Genomic DNA, 16,396 nt, shown 5'->3' on the forward strand with positions numbered 1-16,396 from the left:
GTTTTATAAAGTACACTTAAATCAAGATATATGATATTTTTTCAGAAAGGAAGAGCGCATATGGCTCAAAATAATATAAAAGTTGGCGTTCAGAAGTTCGGCAACTTCCTAAGCTCGATGGTAATGCCGAATATCGGTGCGTTTATCGCCTGGGGTTTGATTACGGCATTATTTATTCCTACCGGCTGGCTGCCGAATGAAGGGTTCGCCAAGCTTGTAGATCCAATGGTTACTTATTTGCTTCCATTACTGATTGGTTACACTGGAGGTAAGCTTATTCATGATCAGCGGGGAGGCGTGGTCGGTGCGATCGCCACGATGGGTGTCATCGTAGGATCAGGCATTCCGATGTTCCTCGGTGCCATGATTATGGGACCTCTGGGCGGCTACGCTATTAAGAAATTTGATCAGTGGGTTGAAGGAAAGGTAAAAGCCGGCTTTGAAATGCTGGTGAATAACTTCTCTGTCGGAATTATCGGCGGTATTCTAGCACTTCTCTCGTTAGTAGGTGTAGGACCTGCTGTATCAGCGTTCACTGGAATTCTGGTAGCAGGAGTAGACTGGATGGTAGGATTGGGCATTCTACCGCTGACCAGCATTCTGATCGAACCAGCGAAAGTTCTTTTCTTAAATAACGCAATCAACCACGGCGTACTGTCTCCGATTGCATTGGAGCAGGCAAAACAGCATGGACAATCGGTTCTGTTCCTGCTTGAAGCGAATCCTGGTCCGGGACTTGGAATTCTTCTTGCTTATACGTTCTTTGGCAAAGGATCGGCTAAACAATCTGCACCGGGAGCAGCCATCATTCAATTCCTGGGCGGAATACATGAAATTTATTTCCCTTATATTTTAATGAAACCTATGCTGTTTGTGGCCGCAATCCTTGGCGGGATGAGCGGAGTATTCACACTTGTCCTATTTGGCGGAGGTCTTGCTGCTCCAGCTTCACCGGGAAGCATCATCGCCATTCTGCTTGCAACACCAAAGGACGGCGGAACATACATTGCTAACATTTTGGGAGTACTCGTCGCTGCAGCAGTTTCCTTCATCGTTTCTGCACTTGTCTTGAAAACAAGCAAAGACAAAGAAACAAGTATTGAAGATGCAGCGAACAAAATGCAGGAAATGAAGGGCAAGAAAAGCAGCGTTGCAAACACGTTTGCTGCTTCTGCTTCAGCCGGTGAATTCCCTAAGGATGTAAACAAAGTTATTTTCGCATGTGATGCCGGAATGGGCTCAAGTGCGATGGGTGCATCGATTCTAAGGAAGAAATTTAAAGAAGCGGGATTAAGCATTACCTCTGTAAACTCGGCGATTTCCACTCTTCCAAGCGATGCGGAAATCGTGATTACACAGGAAGAATTAACTCCGAGAGCGAAAAATAAGGTTCCGAATGCGCATCATATTTCAGTCGACAGCTTCCTTGCGAGTCCTGAATACGATAAATTGGTAGACCGTTTGAAAAATGGATCGAATGAAGAGGCTCCGGTTGAGGAAGCTCCTGCTTCAGCCCCTGTTGAAGAACCGGCTTCCGATTCAGATGTCCTTCTTAAAGAAAACATCTTCCTGAATCAGCGTTTTGCAGACAAAGATGAAGCAATTCGTTTTGCCGGCCGCGTTTTAGTAGATGGAGGCTATGTGAAGGAATCCTATATTGAGGCTATGATTGCAAGGGATGAAATGACGTCTACCTATATGGGGAATGATGTGGCGATTCCTCATGGTACAGAGGATGCCAAGAAAGATGTCATTAAGTCCGGTGTAACCATTCTTCAAATTCCGGAAGGCGTTGATTTTGGAGGACAAAAGGTACGACTTCTATTCGGAATCGCCGGAAAAGATGGGACGCACCTTGAGATTCTCTCAGGTATTGCCGTAACATGCTCGGATATGGAGAACATTGAAAAAATGGCTTCTGCATCCACGAAGGAAGAACTGATGGATGTAATCGGAGGACTAAATAAATAATAGAAGGGAATAGAAAGGTGAAATCCACCTTTCTATTCCTGTTTTACATATAAATTGTCCGCTTGAAATGAGGGATGTTATGTTTGTTACCGCTAGGGAAAAAGCAATAATAGAGCTCATTATTAAGACGTCAGGCAAACATACCGCTCATTCAATTGCTGCTTTTCTTCATGTCAGTGTCAGAACTGTGCAGCGGGATCTGAAAAACATTGAACCGATTCTGAACCGGTTTGACCTTTCCCTTGCGAAGTCACAGGACAAGGGGCTTTCCATTACCGGAAAGAATGAGAATATCTTCAAGCTTGTTCAGATGATGGTGAATATCAAGCTTGTCGATCTGACAGCTGAAGAAAGAAAATTACTCCTTTTGATTGAATTAATGGAAGAGAAAGAGGCCATTAAGCTTGCTCCGCTCGCGAATGATCTTGGAATAAGCGTTACGACCCTTGTCACCTATATGGACGAGCTTTCAGGCTGGCTCAGCAGCTTCGGAATGGAGCTCTCCAGGAAAAAAGGAGTAGGGGTGGAGATTGTTGCGCGGGAGGACTCCAGACGGAAAGCGCTGGCCAGCTTTTTCCTTATGTATTTTAATGAAGAACTGATTGAAAATGTTTTTCGCCTGAGTCAGAAGGAAAATGAGGATCAAAAGGTGCTTCATTACTTTGACCCGGCGTACTTAAGAGCAGTAGATGAACAATTAAGCTTTCAGAACAATGGCTATTTAAAGCTCGCGGATAGCGCTTATATCGCCCTCATTGTCCATATTTGCATCACGATCCAAAGGCATGAAGGCGGGTTCCGGCTGTCTGAGGGGGAAGAAGACCCTAACATCCATGAATATGAAGAGTATAAGAGGATTAAAGAGGTCAGCCGCGGAATAGAGGAAATTTTTTCAATCGTCCTGGATGAGGCGGAAATTCATTTTCTATCTGTCATCTGGAGAGGATCCCGAGTCCAGGAAGCCGAAGAGGTTTACTATGACAGCGTCGTGATTGGCCGTTCCATTAAGAGAATCATTCAGCATGTTTCTCAAAAATTGAACATCGATCTAACCTCGGATTTTTCTTTGTTTCAAGGGTTATTTGCCCATATGGAACCGTCGCTTTTCCGGATTCAGCAGGGACTTGGATCGTTTAATCCGCTGACAGACGATATAAAAAAGAAGTATCCGGTTCTTTATATGGCTGTAGCACAGAGTCTTGAATTAGAGTTTAACGATATCGAGTTTCCCCCCGATGAAATAGCCTATATTGTGCTGCATTTCGGATCGGCGCTTGAGCTGAGGAAAGAAGACCTATCCATTCGGGCTCTCGTTGTATGTCCGACCGGCATCGGAACATCCAAGATGCTCGCCAGCCGGATAAAGAAGGAAATGGCGGAGATTTCATCAATTGAGATCTCATCCCTAAAAGAAATTCAGGAAATCGATTTGCAGCAATTTGATTTAGTCATATCGACCGTCAGGCTGCCTTTTTTTCAGCAGAGCTACGTGCTGGTCAACCCATTGCTGAGCGATGAGGATATTGGTTCGATTCGGCACTTCTTAGGGGAGCACATTCAAACGTTCACAAGCAAGCAGCATTATGCAGACCAAAGTCCGCTGAAGGCTTTTAATGAAACAATGGAAGCATCCTCCTCCTTGGAAGCCCTTTTGCAGGAGATGGAGGACACCCACGCTTCCATTCGAATGATTTTAAAGAACTTAGCAGTGTCTGACCGGAAAAAGGCTGACAGTCATCATCGTCTTTTGGAAGAAATGGCAGCCGAATGCGAAGCCGAGGGCCTGCTGAACGGAGCGAAAGCAGTAGCGGAACAGCTGCTGGCACGGGAACGGCAAGCGGGTCTTGGCATTCCGGATACAAACATGGCCCTTTTCCATGCAAGGCATGAGGGCGTAAAGGAGCTCATCTTCCGTGTTGTCCATCTCGACGAACCCTATCAAATCAAAGGGATGGACCGAAACGATATGCAGGCGAGAAATATCCTGCTCCTTTTAGCACCGATGCATTTACGGCCCAAGCAGCTTGAAATTGTCAGCTTAATTAGTACCGCAATTGTAGAAAGCAAAGAAAATATGCTCATCTTTTCATCCTCGAATGAACAGATGATCCGCCGGAAATTAGGAGAAACGTTTTACGCTTACGTACAAAATAAACGGATAAAGGAATGATGAAGATGAAAAACACGATTCATTTTGGCGCAGGAAACATAGGCAGAGGCTTTATCGGGGCCCTTTTCTCTCAATCAGGCTACCATGTAACATTTGTGGATATTGCAGATGACATCATTAACAAGCTGAATGAGGAAAATGGCTATAAGGTAAAAACAGCGGCAGATCCACAGAAAGTGATGGAAATCACAAACGTTTCCGGCTTGAACAATATGAAGCAGGAAGATGAAGTAATCGAAGCGATTGGTCAGGCTGAATATGTAACAACAGCGATTGGCCCGAACATTCTTCCGAGAATCGCCCCGCTGATTGCAAAGGGTATCGTGAAGCGCTTAAAAGGAAATGAAGCGCCTCTTTATATTATTGCCTGTGAGAACCAAATTGGTGCGACTGATATTTTAAAAGGACATATCCTTGAGCAAATGGATGAAGAGACGAAGGGCAAGCTAGAAGGCCGGGTATTTTTCTTCAACTCCGCTGTGGACAGGATTGTTCCGATTCAAAACAACCAGGGGTCACTTGATGTCCTCGTAGAAACGTATTATGAGTGGGTCGTTGAGACGGACCAGGAAATTCCGAATGTAGATGGGATGATTACCGTTCCGGACCTTGCTCCATTCATCGAAAGAAAGCTCTTCACTGTAAATACTGGCCATGCTGTTACCGCCTATTTTGGGTGGCTTGCAGGGAAAGAAACCATTGATGAAGCTCTCAATGACGAAACCATTTCCGTTCAGGTCAAAAACACACTGAAAGAGACGGGTGCATACTTAGTAAAAACATACGGACTGGACCAGGGCGAGCACGACAAGTATATCGAAAAAATCATTGGCCGCTTTCAAAATCCTTACCTTCATGATGGCGTATCAAGGGTTGGGCGGTCCCCGCTCCGGAAGCTTGGATCAGAAGACCGCCTTGTCAAACCGGCAAGAGAGTCTGCCCGTCTTGGATTGCCAACTGAAAACCTGGCGAAAGCCATTGCTGCGGCTCTTCTTTTTGATGTGAAGGACGATTCCGAATCCGTTGAACTGCAGAAGATGATCAGCGAGCATGGTGTCGAGTACGTTCTGACTGAGGTAAGCAAGCTTGATCCGAACAGCTCATTAGTGAAAGAGATCGCTGCTCAGTACGAACAGCTGAAAAAATAAACAGCAGGCTTTGCCGCTTCTACCGGAGTATACGGGGGAAGCGGTTTTTTTATTCGCTCTGTTAAAGCCTGAGGTTGATTTTAACACCTGTTGATTGGAGTGGAAGGCGCGAGACTCCTGCGGGAGCAGCGGGACAGGTGAGACCCCGCAGGCGCAAAGCGGCGAGGAGGCTCACCGCCCGCCCCGCGGAAAGCGAGCGCCTGCAACGGAAATCAACAGCAAAGTTTAACAGAGCTTTTTTATTAGGACGTACAGCTTCCTTTTTTCTTTAATAAAAGCAGAGGTACATAAAAATTAGCAGAAGCAAAGGAGGCTATACGATGAATAAGGACCACCTTGATGCATTGTGCAAAGCTCAGAAAGGCACTTTCCATAATTACCAGCCGGATTGGCAGGCAGACCGCTATCATGTTGGCGGAAAAATGTTTGCTATGCTTGGAAGCGATGCAAAGGGAAAGCCGATTATCACATTAAAGTGCGATCCAGTTCGGGCTGAAGAATTAAGGGAAGAATATGAGGGCATTATACCGGGCTATTACATGAACAAAACCCACTGGATTTCCATCTGCCTTGATGCCTCTTTGCCGAATGATTTTGCCGAAAGTCTAATCGAACATTCCTATCAATTGGTTTTTGACAAGCTGCCGAAGAAAGTCCAAAGAGAAATTGTTTCTGAGTGAGGGCGGCATTCTCTTATCGTTTTTCTATTGATTTCCTACCAAACACAAAAACAGGATAAAACGCCTCACTCTTCCGCAATCTAAAGATGGACGAAAAACGGATAGGGTGATACGTCATGCAAAACGATTGGTTTTCGGTTATCCCATTTTTAATTGCCATTCCCATTGCCATCAAAACGAAGCAGGTGCTGCCGGGCCTGTTTGCCGGATTGCTCGCTGGGTCTTATTTATTGCAGCCTTCTTTAGTCGGAGGCCTCACGAAAATGATTGAAATCCTCGTGAAGGGAATCATTGATCCGGGGAACATCAAAATTTTTATGTTTTTGTATGCCTTTACGGGCTTAATCGGAATGATTAAAATAGCAGGTGGTATTCGCGGGTTCGTAGAAGCGGCATCTGCAAAGGTTCAGACAAAGAAACAAGCACTTTTTCTCACTTACATATCGACGATCGGCACCTTTGCGGCCCCGAGCTTCCGGTTCGTCACCATTGCTCCGATTATGAGAGCGCTATTGAAAAAGGTCAAAATGTCGACACAGGAATTGGGGTTTGTTATTGAAACAACGGCTACTCCGATTATTGTCCTCATTCCAATTGCGACTGCGTTTGTCGGATACATGACCTCACTCATCGACCTTGCCCTTGAAAACGAAAAAATCAAGGCGGACTCCTATCAATTGTTTCTCCAAAGCATCCCATTTAATTTCTTTTCCTATGTCCTGATTTTAGTCGGAATTTATTTGAGTTTTTTCCATCATTCAAAATCGACAGAGGAGAGCGATCCGGAAGAGATCGGCGATGGATCCGGTGAAGACGACTGGCACAATTGTGATCCATCGGTAGGAAAGGATCTCCCGGAGCGGCCATGGAATTTATTTGTACCGCTTATCCTCGTCATTGGCCTGACCTTTCTGTTCACATGGTGGGATGGACACCAAAAAGGAGGGGGCTTCTTTACAGCCTTTATTAAAGCAGACGTCCTCACCGCTATGCTGACGGCGCTGCTTGTCGCATTGATTTTAACTTTCCTTTTTTTCAGATTTCAGAAAATCAAAACAGGAGAACTGCTGAATAACTTTATCCTTGGCGGAAATGATTTAATGTCTGTCATTGTGCTGCTTTCTTTCGTTTGGGGGCTTTCGTCTGCGAGTGAGGAGCTTGGGTTTTCCCGTTTTGTTACGAGCCATTCACAATGGATTCCCTCATCCCTGCTGGTTCCGATTCTCTTTATGTTTGGAGCGGCGGTATCCTATTTCATTGGCTCCGCCTGGGGAACATGGGGAATTCTCATGCCGCTCGGCGTTTCCATTGCGATTGCCTCTGATCTGTCGCTGCCTCTGGTCATTGGGACAGTGTTTGCGAGCGGAACATTTGGAGCATTTGCCTCTCCGTTAAGCGACGATACCAATACGATTGCACGGATTCTTAATTTATCGGTGCTGAAGTATGCAAGATATAAGCTGAAGCCGGCTCTCATTGCGGCCGGGATAACGGTGGTTTTGTACGGAGCGGTTTCATTTTTTTTGTAAAGTAGTGGGTGGGATTGGGATTGGGGTCAGTCCCCAACTCCTTCACCGCAGAAGGGGACAGAGGCTTAGGGCGTTGAGGCCTTGTGTACCAACGGTTTGAAGAGCAGGTGCCGGAGCTTTCGTTCGCTAGCACACAGCGGGTCAGGCACGGTGCCAGTCCTCAACTCCTTCACCGCAGAAGGGGACAGAGGCCTAAGTCATTGAAGCCTTGCGTGCCAACGGCTTCAAGAGTCGGTGCCGGAGCTTTCGTTCATTAGCAGACTGCGGGTCAGACACACATACGTAAAAACTTGAGGCCTCGCTGATGTACTGGCTGAGCGAGGCCTTTAGTATTGGCGGGAGAAGAGAATTACCTTTTTAAAAAAGGACTTTTGGAAGGAATCTTGAAATGATTAAAAATGAAAGGAGTGTATGTGCATGTCCAATCCAATTACACCATTCCTCATGTTTTCCGGCCAGGCAGAGGAGGCGATGAACCACTACCTCTCCATCTTTGATGATTCGAATATTCAGCAGATTTTTCACCATGAAGATGGCAAAGTGATGTATGCTATTTTCACACTTAAAGGACAAACGTTCATGTGCATCGATAACACGAATGGCGACCATCATGCCTTTACCCCGGCTTTGTCATTGTTTGTGGCCTGCAAATCTGATGAAGAAATCGAGACCGTTTTTCGAAAGCTATCTGATCATGGAAAGGTGCTGATGCCGCTTGCCCCAACACCCGTGAGCGAGAAGTTCGGATGGGTGGAGGACAAATATGGTGTCTCATGGCAGCTGAATCTGGAGAAAAAACAATGAGCCCAGTAATAGAGGACCTCTTAAAGCATAGAGGACCATTAGCGGTCATGATGTGCGGGGTCGCGGGCTCAGGAAAGACGACCTTTGCCCAGCAGCTCGAAAAGGAAGGTTTTACTAGGCTCTCCATTGATGAAGAAATATGGGCTGTTCATGGGCGGTTCGGAATTGACTACCGTGAAGAAGAGTACGAGAAGTTCAAAGAGGAAGCAGAAATAAAGCTTCGGAAACTACTAGAGGAGCTAATACAAAATGGGCAATCTGTAGTCATTGACTTTAGTTTTTGGCAGCGTGCGAGAAGAAATGCGTATAAACAGCTGATTGAAGAAACAGGCGGTGAGTGGAAGCTCATTTATTTGAAGGTGCACCCGGAGGAACTGCGAAAGAGGCTGAAGATACGAAGCAAGCGCTTTGATGCCAACGCAGCCTTTCCAATTACAGAAGAGATTTTAACTAATTTTTTAAATGGTTTCGAAGTACCGTCAGGAGAAGGGGAAATCGTGATTGAACCGTAGGCCCTGAATGGGGCTTTTTTTGTATTAGCTATGTTAAAGCTTGGTGTTGTTTTTTAACACCTGTTGATTGAAGCGGAAGACGTGAGACTCCCTCGGGAGCAGCGGGACAGGTGAGACCCCGCAAGCGCCTGGCGATGAGGAGGCTCACCGCCCGCCCCGCGGAAAGCGAGCGTCTGCAGCGGAAATCAACAAGCCAAATTTGACAGAGCCTTTATATTTATAAAATTCCTTATACATACTCTGCGATTTTCTAATTTGTATTATGGATCAGATGGGACTAGAATAGGGTCTGTAAAACAAATTCAACCATTCACATGAGGAGGAACCAAATCATGGCGAAACATATATTAATGGTCGTAACAACGGCTGACAAAATGAATAATGGTCACAGCACAGGCTTGTGGCTTTCAGAGTTCGGAGAAGCGTACGTAGAGTTTGCAAAACTCGGATATGAAGTAACGGTTGCAAGCCCGCTTGGGAAAAAAGCTCCGGTTGACGACCGCAGTCTGGAAGGCGGAGAAACTTCGCAGGAAATTCTGGATACAGCGAAATATCTGGAAAACACTGTGAAGCTTGAGGACATTGAGGACCTGTCTGTATTCGATGCGGTCTTCATGCCCGGCGGACACGGTACGATGTTCGACCTTCCGGACAACATTAAGCTTCATGAAATTGTCCGCGATATGTATGAAGCGGATAAAATCGTGGCAGCTGTTTGCCACGGTCCGGCTGGTCTTGTTGGCGTGAAGCTTTCTGACGGAACACCTCTTGTAGCCGGCAAAACGGTAACAGCTTTCACAGATGAAGAAGAAAGAGAAACGACATTGGATCAATACATGCCATTCCTGCTTGAAACACGTCTTCGCGAGCTTGGTGCGAACGTTGTGACAAAAGATAATTGGACGGATCATCTTCAAGCGGATGGGAACCTGATCACAGGCCAAAATCCGCAGTCCACAATCAGCGTGGCAAAAGAAGTTATTAAACAATTGAGCTAAGAAGAAATCAAGACCTCTTGCACAGCAAGGGGTCTTTTTTTGCAGCCGAAGGACATATGCAAACCAATCCTTCCTGTTTTTTAATAAGAGGCGGGGATTGTGGTTTATAAGTGGCAGGTGCACGGAAAAGTTAGTGAAGACAAGGAACAAATTCAATCAGTACAAGAATGAAAAACCGGAGAAATGGATCTCCGGTTTTCGTCTTCATACAGCCTGCGGCTGGCTCAAATCCACAGCCGGCCCAAAAAACTCATAATGAATCCTGTTTTCCTTAATACCCAGCAGTGATAAAGCTTCAAGCATCGCCTTCAAAAATGGAACAGGCCCGCACACATAGAAGTCTCCTTTTTTCGTAAGAAGGATTCGCTGGAGCTGTTCGAATGAAAGTCTTCCATCCGTATTCTCATAGAAAACAGCAGCCTCCGCATTTGTCATGCTTTCTATTAGGTTATTTACTTCCTTCTTAAAAGCATGAACCTGTTCATTTTGGGCTGCGTGGATAAACTGCACATTCCGTTCCGGGTCTTTTTTTGCAAGATCGTTCAGCATGCTGATGAATGGAGTCACTCCTACTCCACCGCTTAAAAAGGTAATGGGCTCCGTACCGTTATCAACGAGGGTGAAATCTCCAGCGGGTGCACTGACCTCAATGAAATCCCCAATGTTCAATTGATTATGGAGGAAGCCGGATACCGTTCCTAGCTGTTCTTTTTTAACTGATATTCTAAAGGTTCCGGTGCCGGGCGCATTTGATAAACTGTACTGCCTGTTATGCCAGAAAGCATCTCCGTCAGGTTTGACTCTGACTGAAATATACTGTCCCGGCAGAAAATCCGGAAGGGATTGGTGATCAGCCGGGGTTAAGTAGAAGGAGGTAATAACGTCACTTTCTTCCACCTTATTTGCAATCTTAAAGGTCTTGAAACCGCTCCAGCCGCCATCTTGATTTTCAGCTTGGTAATACATTTCCTCTTCTTCTCCAATGAAAACTCCAGCAATGACTCCATAGGCTTCTCCCCATGCAGAAATGACTTCGTCTGTTGCTTGATCACCTAAAACCTCCTTCATTGCTTCTAATAAATATTTTCCTACAATCGGGTAATGTTCTTTCTTTACTCCGAGACTCCTGTGCTTATGTCCTACCTGCTTGACGACGGGCAAAATTACCTCAAGATTGTCGATGTTCGCAGCGGCTGCAAGTACAGCTTGAGCAAGTGCTTTCTGCTGTCTTCCCTGCTTTTGATTCGATTGATTGAATAAGTTTAATAGTTCAGGATGATCGTGAAACATGTTTTTGTAAAAGCAGGATGTAATGGCTGTTCCATGTTGGATTAAAACAGGTACGGTAGATTTAACAATATATTTGGTTTTTTCGCTTAGCATGAGAATCTGCTCTCCTTTATAAACAAGTATTTTTAATACATCTTAAAAATACTCTTGTAAATAGATTAAAACAATATTGTAAATACATCTTTAAAACAACTGACACAAACCTATGACAATTAGGTGAAATATGGAAGGGTAAGTCATTTTTTCACAGTTTTCCAATTTTCATATTGACAGCATAAGGAAAATATTCTAATGTACTAATTGTACTATTTGTAGTAATACAGTTAACACAAATAAGATTATAGGGAGTGTTCATTTTGACCTTTCGCAAGCTGGCGCTGAATAACGTTCTCCGCAATTGGAGGACGTATGCCGCCTATTTTTTGAGCAGTGCCTTCTCTGTGTTTGTATTTTTTACTTATGCTGTTCTTGCGTTTCATCCGGAATTAACTGCTGCGAGGCTAAGAGATGCTTCTACAGGAATGCATTTTGCCGAATCGATTATTTATGTGTTTACGTTCTTTTTCATTTTGTATTCCATGAGTACGTTTCTGAAAACAAGGAAAAAAGAGTTCGGGCTCCTAATTATGCATGGGATGACGAAGCTTCAGCTGAGAAAGCTCGTTTTTCTGGAAAATATGATCATCGGCATGCTTTCCGTTTTATCTGGAATAGGAGCTGGACTGCTTGCATCAAAGGGGCTGCTGATGCTCGGATCGTCTGTCATCGGACTTACTCCGAGCCTGCCGTTTTATTTTCCTCAAAGCGCCATTGCTCTGACATTAACGGCCTTTACTATTTTATTTTTAATCATTTCGTCTTTCACTGCAGCCGTCCTGAAAGGAAATAAGCTGATTGATTTGCTGACAGGCACTGAAAAACCGAGACCAGAACCGAAGGCATCTAAAATCCGGACAGGGCTTGCGGCTATTCTGGTTCTCGGAGGATATGCAGCGGCCATTGCTGCGAAGGGAGTCATGGTGGTAACTGCGATGATTCCCGTTACGATCGCGGTTGTCATCGGTACGTATTTCCTGTTCACGCAAGCCAGTGTCTGGATCATTTTAAGGCTGAAAAAGAATGAGCGCATCTATTTGAAGCGGACGAATATCGTGACTTTTTCAGACCTTTCCTATCGAATGAAGGACAACGCTCGGATGTTTTTTATCGTCTCGATTGTCTCGACGGTTGCCTTTGCTGCGATTGGTACGCTTGTCGGTTTCCGGGCGCTGATGACAAACGGAGTGACGCAGCAGCAGCCTTATACGTTCGTCTATCAATCGACTGCAAAGGATCAAAAAAAAGCCGAGCGGATCAGCCAAATTGAGAATGGGCTGAAGGGATCGGTTTATGAAAAACTGAGCGTTGCCTATAAACAGCTTAATGATGAAAATCAGGCCTATACGTTTATGGGACAGACCGATTACAATCGTGCGGCCGCTCTGTGGGAAGAACCGAAGCTTTCCCTTCAAGAAGGGGAGACCGCTATTATGCAGGATGACCTTCTGTACCCGCGGGGTCTGAGTCAGAAGCAGCAGCCGGAGCCGGTAAAAATCGATGGAGTTTTTGGAGCAGCCAAACCGCAAGTATTGAATAAACTGCTTTTCTCCATGGGTTTGTTTGCCGGAGACTTGGTCATCCTGCCGGACCAGCAGTTTGCTGCAATAAAAGCAGATGAAAAATCCTACACAGCGTATCGGACAGAAAATCCCTCTGCCACACTTGCTGCCGGGAAAAAGCTTGAACTGGCCTTCAGTCAGAAAGAGGATCCAGCCTTTCTTTTTACATCGTCAGCTGTACAGATTGAACAAGTGACACAATCAATCAATATCTTTTTATTTGTCGGACTGTTTATCGGATTTGTTTTCTTCGCAGCTGCCGGAAGCTTCCTTTATTTCCGCCTCTATGCCGATTTCGAAGGGGATGTGAAAAAATATCAGGCGATTTCAAAAATCGGATTGACCGACAAGGAAATGAAGAAAATTGTAACCGTTCAAATGTCGCTGCTGTTTTTCGTTCCCGCGGGGGTAGCAGCTGCACACGGATTTGTCGCGCTGATTGCGCTTGGCAATATGTTCGGTACGAGAATTTGGATGGAAATTACAATGGTGCTTGGAAGCTTCATGCTGATACAGACTGTTTACTTCCTTGTCATTCGCATGGGTTATGTAAGTAAAGTGAAGCAAGCCATTTAAAGGAGGAGCTAATATGCTTGAAGTGAAAAATGTTTCGAAGGTGTATGAAGGGAAGGTTTCCTATCGGGCGCTTTCCAAAATTGATCTGACCGTTCAGCAGGGAGAGTTCATTGGAGTGATGGGTCCATCGGGAAGCGGGAAAACAACGCTTTTGAACATGGTGTCAACAATCGATTCCCCCACATCCGGCGAGATTTTAATTGATGGCAAGAATCCAAACCGCTTATCGTCCAAAGAGCTGGCGCTGTTCCGGAGACGGGAGCTTGGATTTATCTTTCAGCATTTTAATCTCCTGCCGACTCTCACTGTGAAGGAAAACATCGTCCTGAGTCTCACACTCGATGGCATGAGAGTGAAGGAAATGAATGAGAAGGCTGAGAGGATTGCAGAAAAACTCGGAATCGCTCCTATTTTAAATAAACGAACCTATGAAATTTCCGGCGGACAGGCTCAAAGAACGGCAATCGCACGGGCGATTATCTATCAGCCGAAACTGATTTTGGCGGATGAACCAACAGGGAATCTGGATTCGAAATCAGCAAGAGATGTCCTTGAAATCATGGAATCAATCAATAAAGAAGCAGGAGCTACCATGATGATGGTTACACACGATGCTTCCGCCGCAAGCTACTGTGACCGCATCGTTTTCATCAAGGACGGAAAGCTTCATAACGAATTGAAGAGGGGGGAAAGCAAGGAGCAGTTTTATAAGAAAATTATTAAGGTTCTTTCTCAAATGGAAGAGGAGGCCGGGGAACCAGCAGTAAGCTTTTAGAGTTGAGAAGAAGTTCGAAACCAGTTTTTCATCATAAACCTTTGAAAATTCATCATAAATATGAAAATTTCATCATAAACCATTGGAAATTCATCATAAATGCGAAAAATTCATCATAAATAAACTAAAATTCATCATAACCTCTAGTTCAACAGGCGTTTATGATCCAGGCATTCACCATTTTAATAAATCATACTCAAAAAGACAGCCCGCAGGCTGTCTTTTTAGCTTTCCTTCAATGTTTCCTTCAATGCTTTATTCTGATAGTCCGCTACATTGATCGGCCGATTGTTTAGGACCTTGACGCCTTTAATGTTTTTGCCGGCGAAGATGCCATAACGTCCATTTGCAAGGGTGTTGTTGGAAACAGTGATGTTTGCAGCATCCCGTTTTGTCTCGGATGTAATCGATACCACAGAGGAGTCGGCGTAATTGGCCCTGCTGCCATTCTGTATATAATTCGAGTCGATTTTAACATGGCTTGCATTGGCGACATCGATGATTCTTCCATAATCTCCGGCACCGCTGATGGAGTTCTGCTGAATAACCGTATGGTCGGCGTAAACTGAAATCGCGGCCCACATATCATATTTTTTTGGATCGTAGTAGGTGGTGTAGTAGTTGTTTTTCCGGAAGCTGTTGTAAATGATATTCTTTTTGATCACAGCTCCTGGAGACTGTATTTTAATGGCTCTTTTATGGATATTGGTAAAGGTGTTGGCAAGGATGTTCACGTTCACTTTTTCTTTAAATCCCTGAACGACAATTCCATCTCCGTCATCCTTCGGTCCGATGCTTGAGAAGGAGGAGTTGGAAATCGTCACGTTTTTCGCAGCTGACTGTTCCTTTGAAGCCGGGCTGATCAGAACACCGCGTGATACATGATGATCCCAGCCCTCGATCGGGTTTCGGGCCATTACATTAAAAATTCTGCTTTCATCTAATGTAGTATGATTTGTACCGCCCTCAATCCTCACAGCACTTACGGTTTGCCGGGACAGTTTCTTAGGTTCCTCAGGCTGATTGAAATTTTGAAGTATGCTTTTTGAAATATGGGCATAGGAAGAACCGGCCTCGACGGTAATGCCTCTCAGCGCCTTCGCCTTACCATCCACTGTCAGATCGTGAATATGTACATGGTCGCCTTTTATTCGGAAAACGGATGCTAACCCGAAGTCAGCAAAGATGCGAGCGTGATCTCCGTAAACCTCTGTATTTCCTTTTACGGTCAAGTCATCGCTCACCTTATACTTTCCCTTTGGAAAAAACACTTTTTTATGGGTTCCGTCCCTTAATGCCTTTTGAATGGCTTTTGTATCATCCTTGACCCCGTCTCCAACAGCACCATATTTTTTAACATTGATGAAGTCCGTGCTTTTTTCATCATCCTTTTGCAAAACCATGATAATCAAAAAAAGAATGGAAACGGCCAAGACCACAAGCCCTGCTTTCTTTTTCACCAAAAGCCCTCCTTACCATACTTCCTCTTCCACTTTAACTCATTCCCCTGCAAGGCGAAACCAAACTTGGTCTTAGGAAGTGGGGGCTATTTTCCTTAATAGGTTTAATCGCTTATTGAATGCTTTTAGTAAGTCGCGGAAAATAGAACTAAAAGACCAGAACATTGGAAATGGATTTAATTTTTTTTATAGTTTATAATACTATTTAATTAGATAAATAGACCTATTTTAGAGGATTTGAGGAGGAATATAATGATGACATTGCAAAAATTGTCTCTTTTTCAAGAATGTTTCGGAGCGGTAGAAGGCGAAACAGAACGGCTGGAAAATGCCCCTCTGTCAAGGCTGAATGCACAATCCTTAAAATACGAAACGAGTGTTCCGCAGCTTGAGTACATGTGCTTGATGATGGAAAATATGGTTTTAACCAAAAAGCTTAAAGGAAATGTATACGCTGGTTTTCAGAAGTTTTCCCGTGCGAAAAATGTACTCGATCGTTTTCAAGCGATGACGGAATTTTCTCAAGTTCATATATTCGGAGAAAATGATGCAGACATGGATCCGGCAGATGGAATTGACTATATCGCATTGCCTCCTAAAGCCGAGTTAATGAGAGAATGGTTCCTCGTAATTGATTCGCCGATGTTTAAGTCGATGATGGTAGCGTTTGATATGGAAGGCTTCGGGCAGCATGAAGTAGAAGAGAGCCGTAAATTCAAAGGAATCAAAAGCTCCAGCCCTGCTGTAGTCAAACAGGCAGTGAGTCTCCTTGCACCACATGTTAAAGAAACGACGACCGTATAAATGATAGAAAAGACAGCTTAC

The 16,396-nt window shown here is 44.7% G+C and carries 13 protein-coding genes; 11 read left to right on the top strand and 2 right to left on the bottom strand.

All coding sequences use genetic code 11. The features are described from left to right. Nucleotides 1-60: 60 nt before the first annotated feature. The 8 genes from J9317_RS01120 (at nt 61) to J9317_RS01155 (ending at nt 9,812) form a co-directional block, all read left to right on the top strand. Complete coding sequence (locus J9317_RS01120) at nt 61-1,971, top strand: PTS mannitol transporter subunit IICBA (RefSeq protein WP_211555801.1); 1,911 nt, start codon at nt 61-63, stop codon at nt 1,969-1,971. Nucleotides 1,972-2,050: 79 nt separating this feature from the next. Then, complete coding sequence (locus tag J9317_RS01125) at nt 2,051-4,141, top strand: BglG family transcription antiterminator (protein WP_211555804.1); 2,091 nt, start codon at nt 2,051-2,053, stop codon at nt 4,139-4,141. Between the two features lie 5 nt (nt 4,142-4,146). Further along, a complete protein-coding gene (locus tag J9317_RS01130) occupies nt 4,147-5,289 on the top strand; it encodes a mannitol-1-phosphate 5-dehydrogenase (RefSeq protein WP_211555806.1) in 1,143 nt (380 codons plus the stop codon). Between the two features lie 320 nt (nt 5,290-5,609). Beyond that, nucleotides 5,610-5,969, top strand: a complete 360-nt coding sequence (locus J9317_RS01135) for an MmcQ/YjbR family DNA-binding protein (protein WP_211555808.1) — start codon at nt 5,610-5,612, stop codon at nt 5,967-5,969. A gap of 116 nt (nt 5,970-6,085) precedes the next feature. Beyond that, nucleotides 6,086-7,498: a Na+/H+ antiporter NhaC family protein gene (locus tag J9317_RS01140; RefSeq protein ID WP_211555810.1), complete on the top strand. Its 1,413-nt coding sequence runs from the start codon at nt 6,086-6,088 to the stop codon at nt 7,496-7,498. A gap of 411 nt (nt 7,499-7,909) precedes the next feature. Further along, on the top strand, nt 7,910-8,302 hold the full coding sequence (locus tag J9317_RS01145; protein ID WP_211555811.1) for a VOC family protein: 393 nt from the start codon (nt 7,910-7,912) through the stop codon (nt 8,300-8,302). Then, nucleotides 8,299-8,814, top strand: a complete 516-nt coding sequence (locus J9317_RS01150) for a P-loop nucleotide/nucleoside kinase family protein (protein WP_211555813.1) — start codon at nt 8,299-8,301, stop codon at nt 8,812-8,814. The genes J9317_RS01145 and J9317_RS01150 overlap by 4 nt, the downstream gene beginning before the upstream one ends. A gap of 332 nt (nt 8,815-9,146) precedes the next feature. Further along, a complete protein-coding gene (locus J9317_RS01155; RefSeq protein WP_211555815.1) occupies nt 9,147-9,812 on the top strand; it encodes a type 1 glutamine amidotransferase domain-containing protein in 666 nt (221 codons plus the stop codon). 204 nt (nt 9,813-10,016) lie between these two features. Here J9317_RS01155 and hmpA read toward each other — a convergent pair whose 3' ends face one another. Continuing rightward, on the bottom strand, nt 10,017-11,195 hold the full coding sequence (hmpA, locus tag J9317_RS01160; protein WP_211555817.1) for an NO-inducible flavohemoprotein: 1,179 nt from the start codon (nt 11,193-11,195) through the stop codon (nt 10,017-10,019). A 263-nt stretch (nt 11,196-11,458) separates the two neighbouring features. Between hmpA and J9317_RS01165 the strand changes: the two genes are divergently transcribed. Both J9317_RS01165 and J9317_RS01170 read left to right on the top strand, forming a co-directional pair. Beyond that, the gene (locus J9317_RS01165; protein ID WP_249291936.1) at nt 11,459-13,336 is read left to right on the top strand and encodes an FtsX-like permease family protein; all 1,878 of its coding nucleotides are present in this window, start codon (nt 11,459-11,461) and stop codon (nt 13,334-13,336) included. 13 nt (nt 13,337-13,349) lie between these two features. Then, a complete protein-coding gene (locus tag J9317_RS01170; RefSeq protein WP_211555819.1) occupies nt 13,350-14,111 on the top strand; it encodes an ABC transporter ATP-binding protein in 762 nt (253 codons plus the stop codon). 224 nt (nt 14,112-14,335) lie between these two features. On the opposite strand, the gene J9317_RS01175 is transcribed toward J9317_RS01170, so the two are convergent. Further along, nucleotides 14,336-15,571 carry a glycosyl hydrolase family 28-related protein gene (locus tag J9317_RS01175; RefSeq protein WP_211555821.1) on the bottom strand — a complete coding sequence of 412 codons (1,236 nt, stop codon included), beginning with the start codon at nt 15,569-15,571 and terminating at the stop codon, nt 14,336-14,338. A gap of 252 nt (nt 15,572-15,823) precedes the next feature. Here J9317_RS01175 and J9317_RS01180 point away from each other — a divergent pair, with 252 nt between their 5' ends. Then, entirely contained in the window at nt 15,824-16,375 is a 552-nt protein-coding gene (locus J9317_RS01180; protein WP_249291941.1) for a DICT sensory domain-containing protein, read from the top strand. Nucleotides 16,376-16,396: the final 21 nt, after the last annotated feature.

The organism is Metabacillus flavus (assembly GCF_018283675.1).
In the GTDB taxonomy this organism is placed as follows: domain Bacteria; phylum Bacillota; class Bacilli; order Bacillales; family Bacillaceae; genus Metabacillus_B; species Metabacillus_B flavus.

Excerpts from the sequence above, each read along its gene's own strand:
- J9317_RS01140 (WP_211555810.1), top strand. The coding sequence starts at position 6,086 with ATGCAAAACGATTGGTTTTCGGTTATCCCATTTTTAATTGCCATTCCC.
- J9317_RS01130 (WP_211555806.1), top strand. The coding sequence starts at position 4,147 with ATGAAAAACACGATTCATTTTGGCGCAGGAAACATAGGCAGAGGCTTT.
- J9317_RS01125 (WP_211555804.1), top strand. The coding sequence starts at position 2,051 with ATGTTTGTTACCGCTAGGGAAAAAGCAATAATAGAGCTCATTATTAAG.
- J9317_RS01170 (WP_211555819.1), top strand. The coding sequence starts at position 13,350 with ATGCTTGAAGTGAAAAATGTTTCGAAGGTGTATGAAGGGAAGGTTTCC.
- J9317_RS01135 (WP_211555808.1), top strand. The coding sequence starts at position 5,610 with ATGAATAAGGACCACCTTGATGCATTGTGCAAAGCTCAGAAAGGCACT.
- J9317_RS01150 (WP_211555813.1), top strand. The coding sequence starts at position 8,299 with ATGAGCCCAGTAATAGAGGACCTCTTAAAGCATAGAGGACCATTAGCG.
- hmpA (WP_211555817.1), bottom strand. The coding sequence starts at position 11,195 with ATGCTAAGCGAAAAAACCAAATATATTGTTAAATCTACCGTACCTGTT.
- J9317_RS01145 (WP_211555811.1), top strand. The coding sequence starts at position 7,910 with ATGTGCATGTCCAATCCAATTACACCATTCCTCATGTTTTCCGGCCAG.
- J9317_RS01155 (WP_211555815.1), top strand. The coding sequence starts at position 9,147 with ATGGCGAAACATATATTAATGGTCGTAACAACGGCTGACAAAATGAAT.
- J9317_RS01180 (WP_249291941.1), top strand. The coding sequence starts at position 15,824 with ATGATGACATTGCAAAAATTGTCTCTTTTTCAAGAATGTTTCGGAGCG.
- J9317_RS01120 (WP_211555801.1), top strand. The coding sequence starts at position 61 with ATGGCTCAAAATAATATAAAAGTTGGCGTTCAGAAGTTCGGCAACTTC.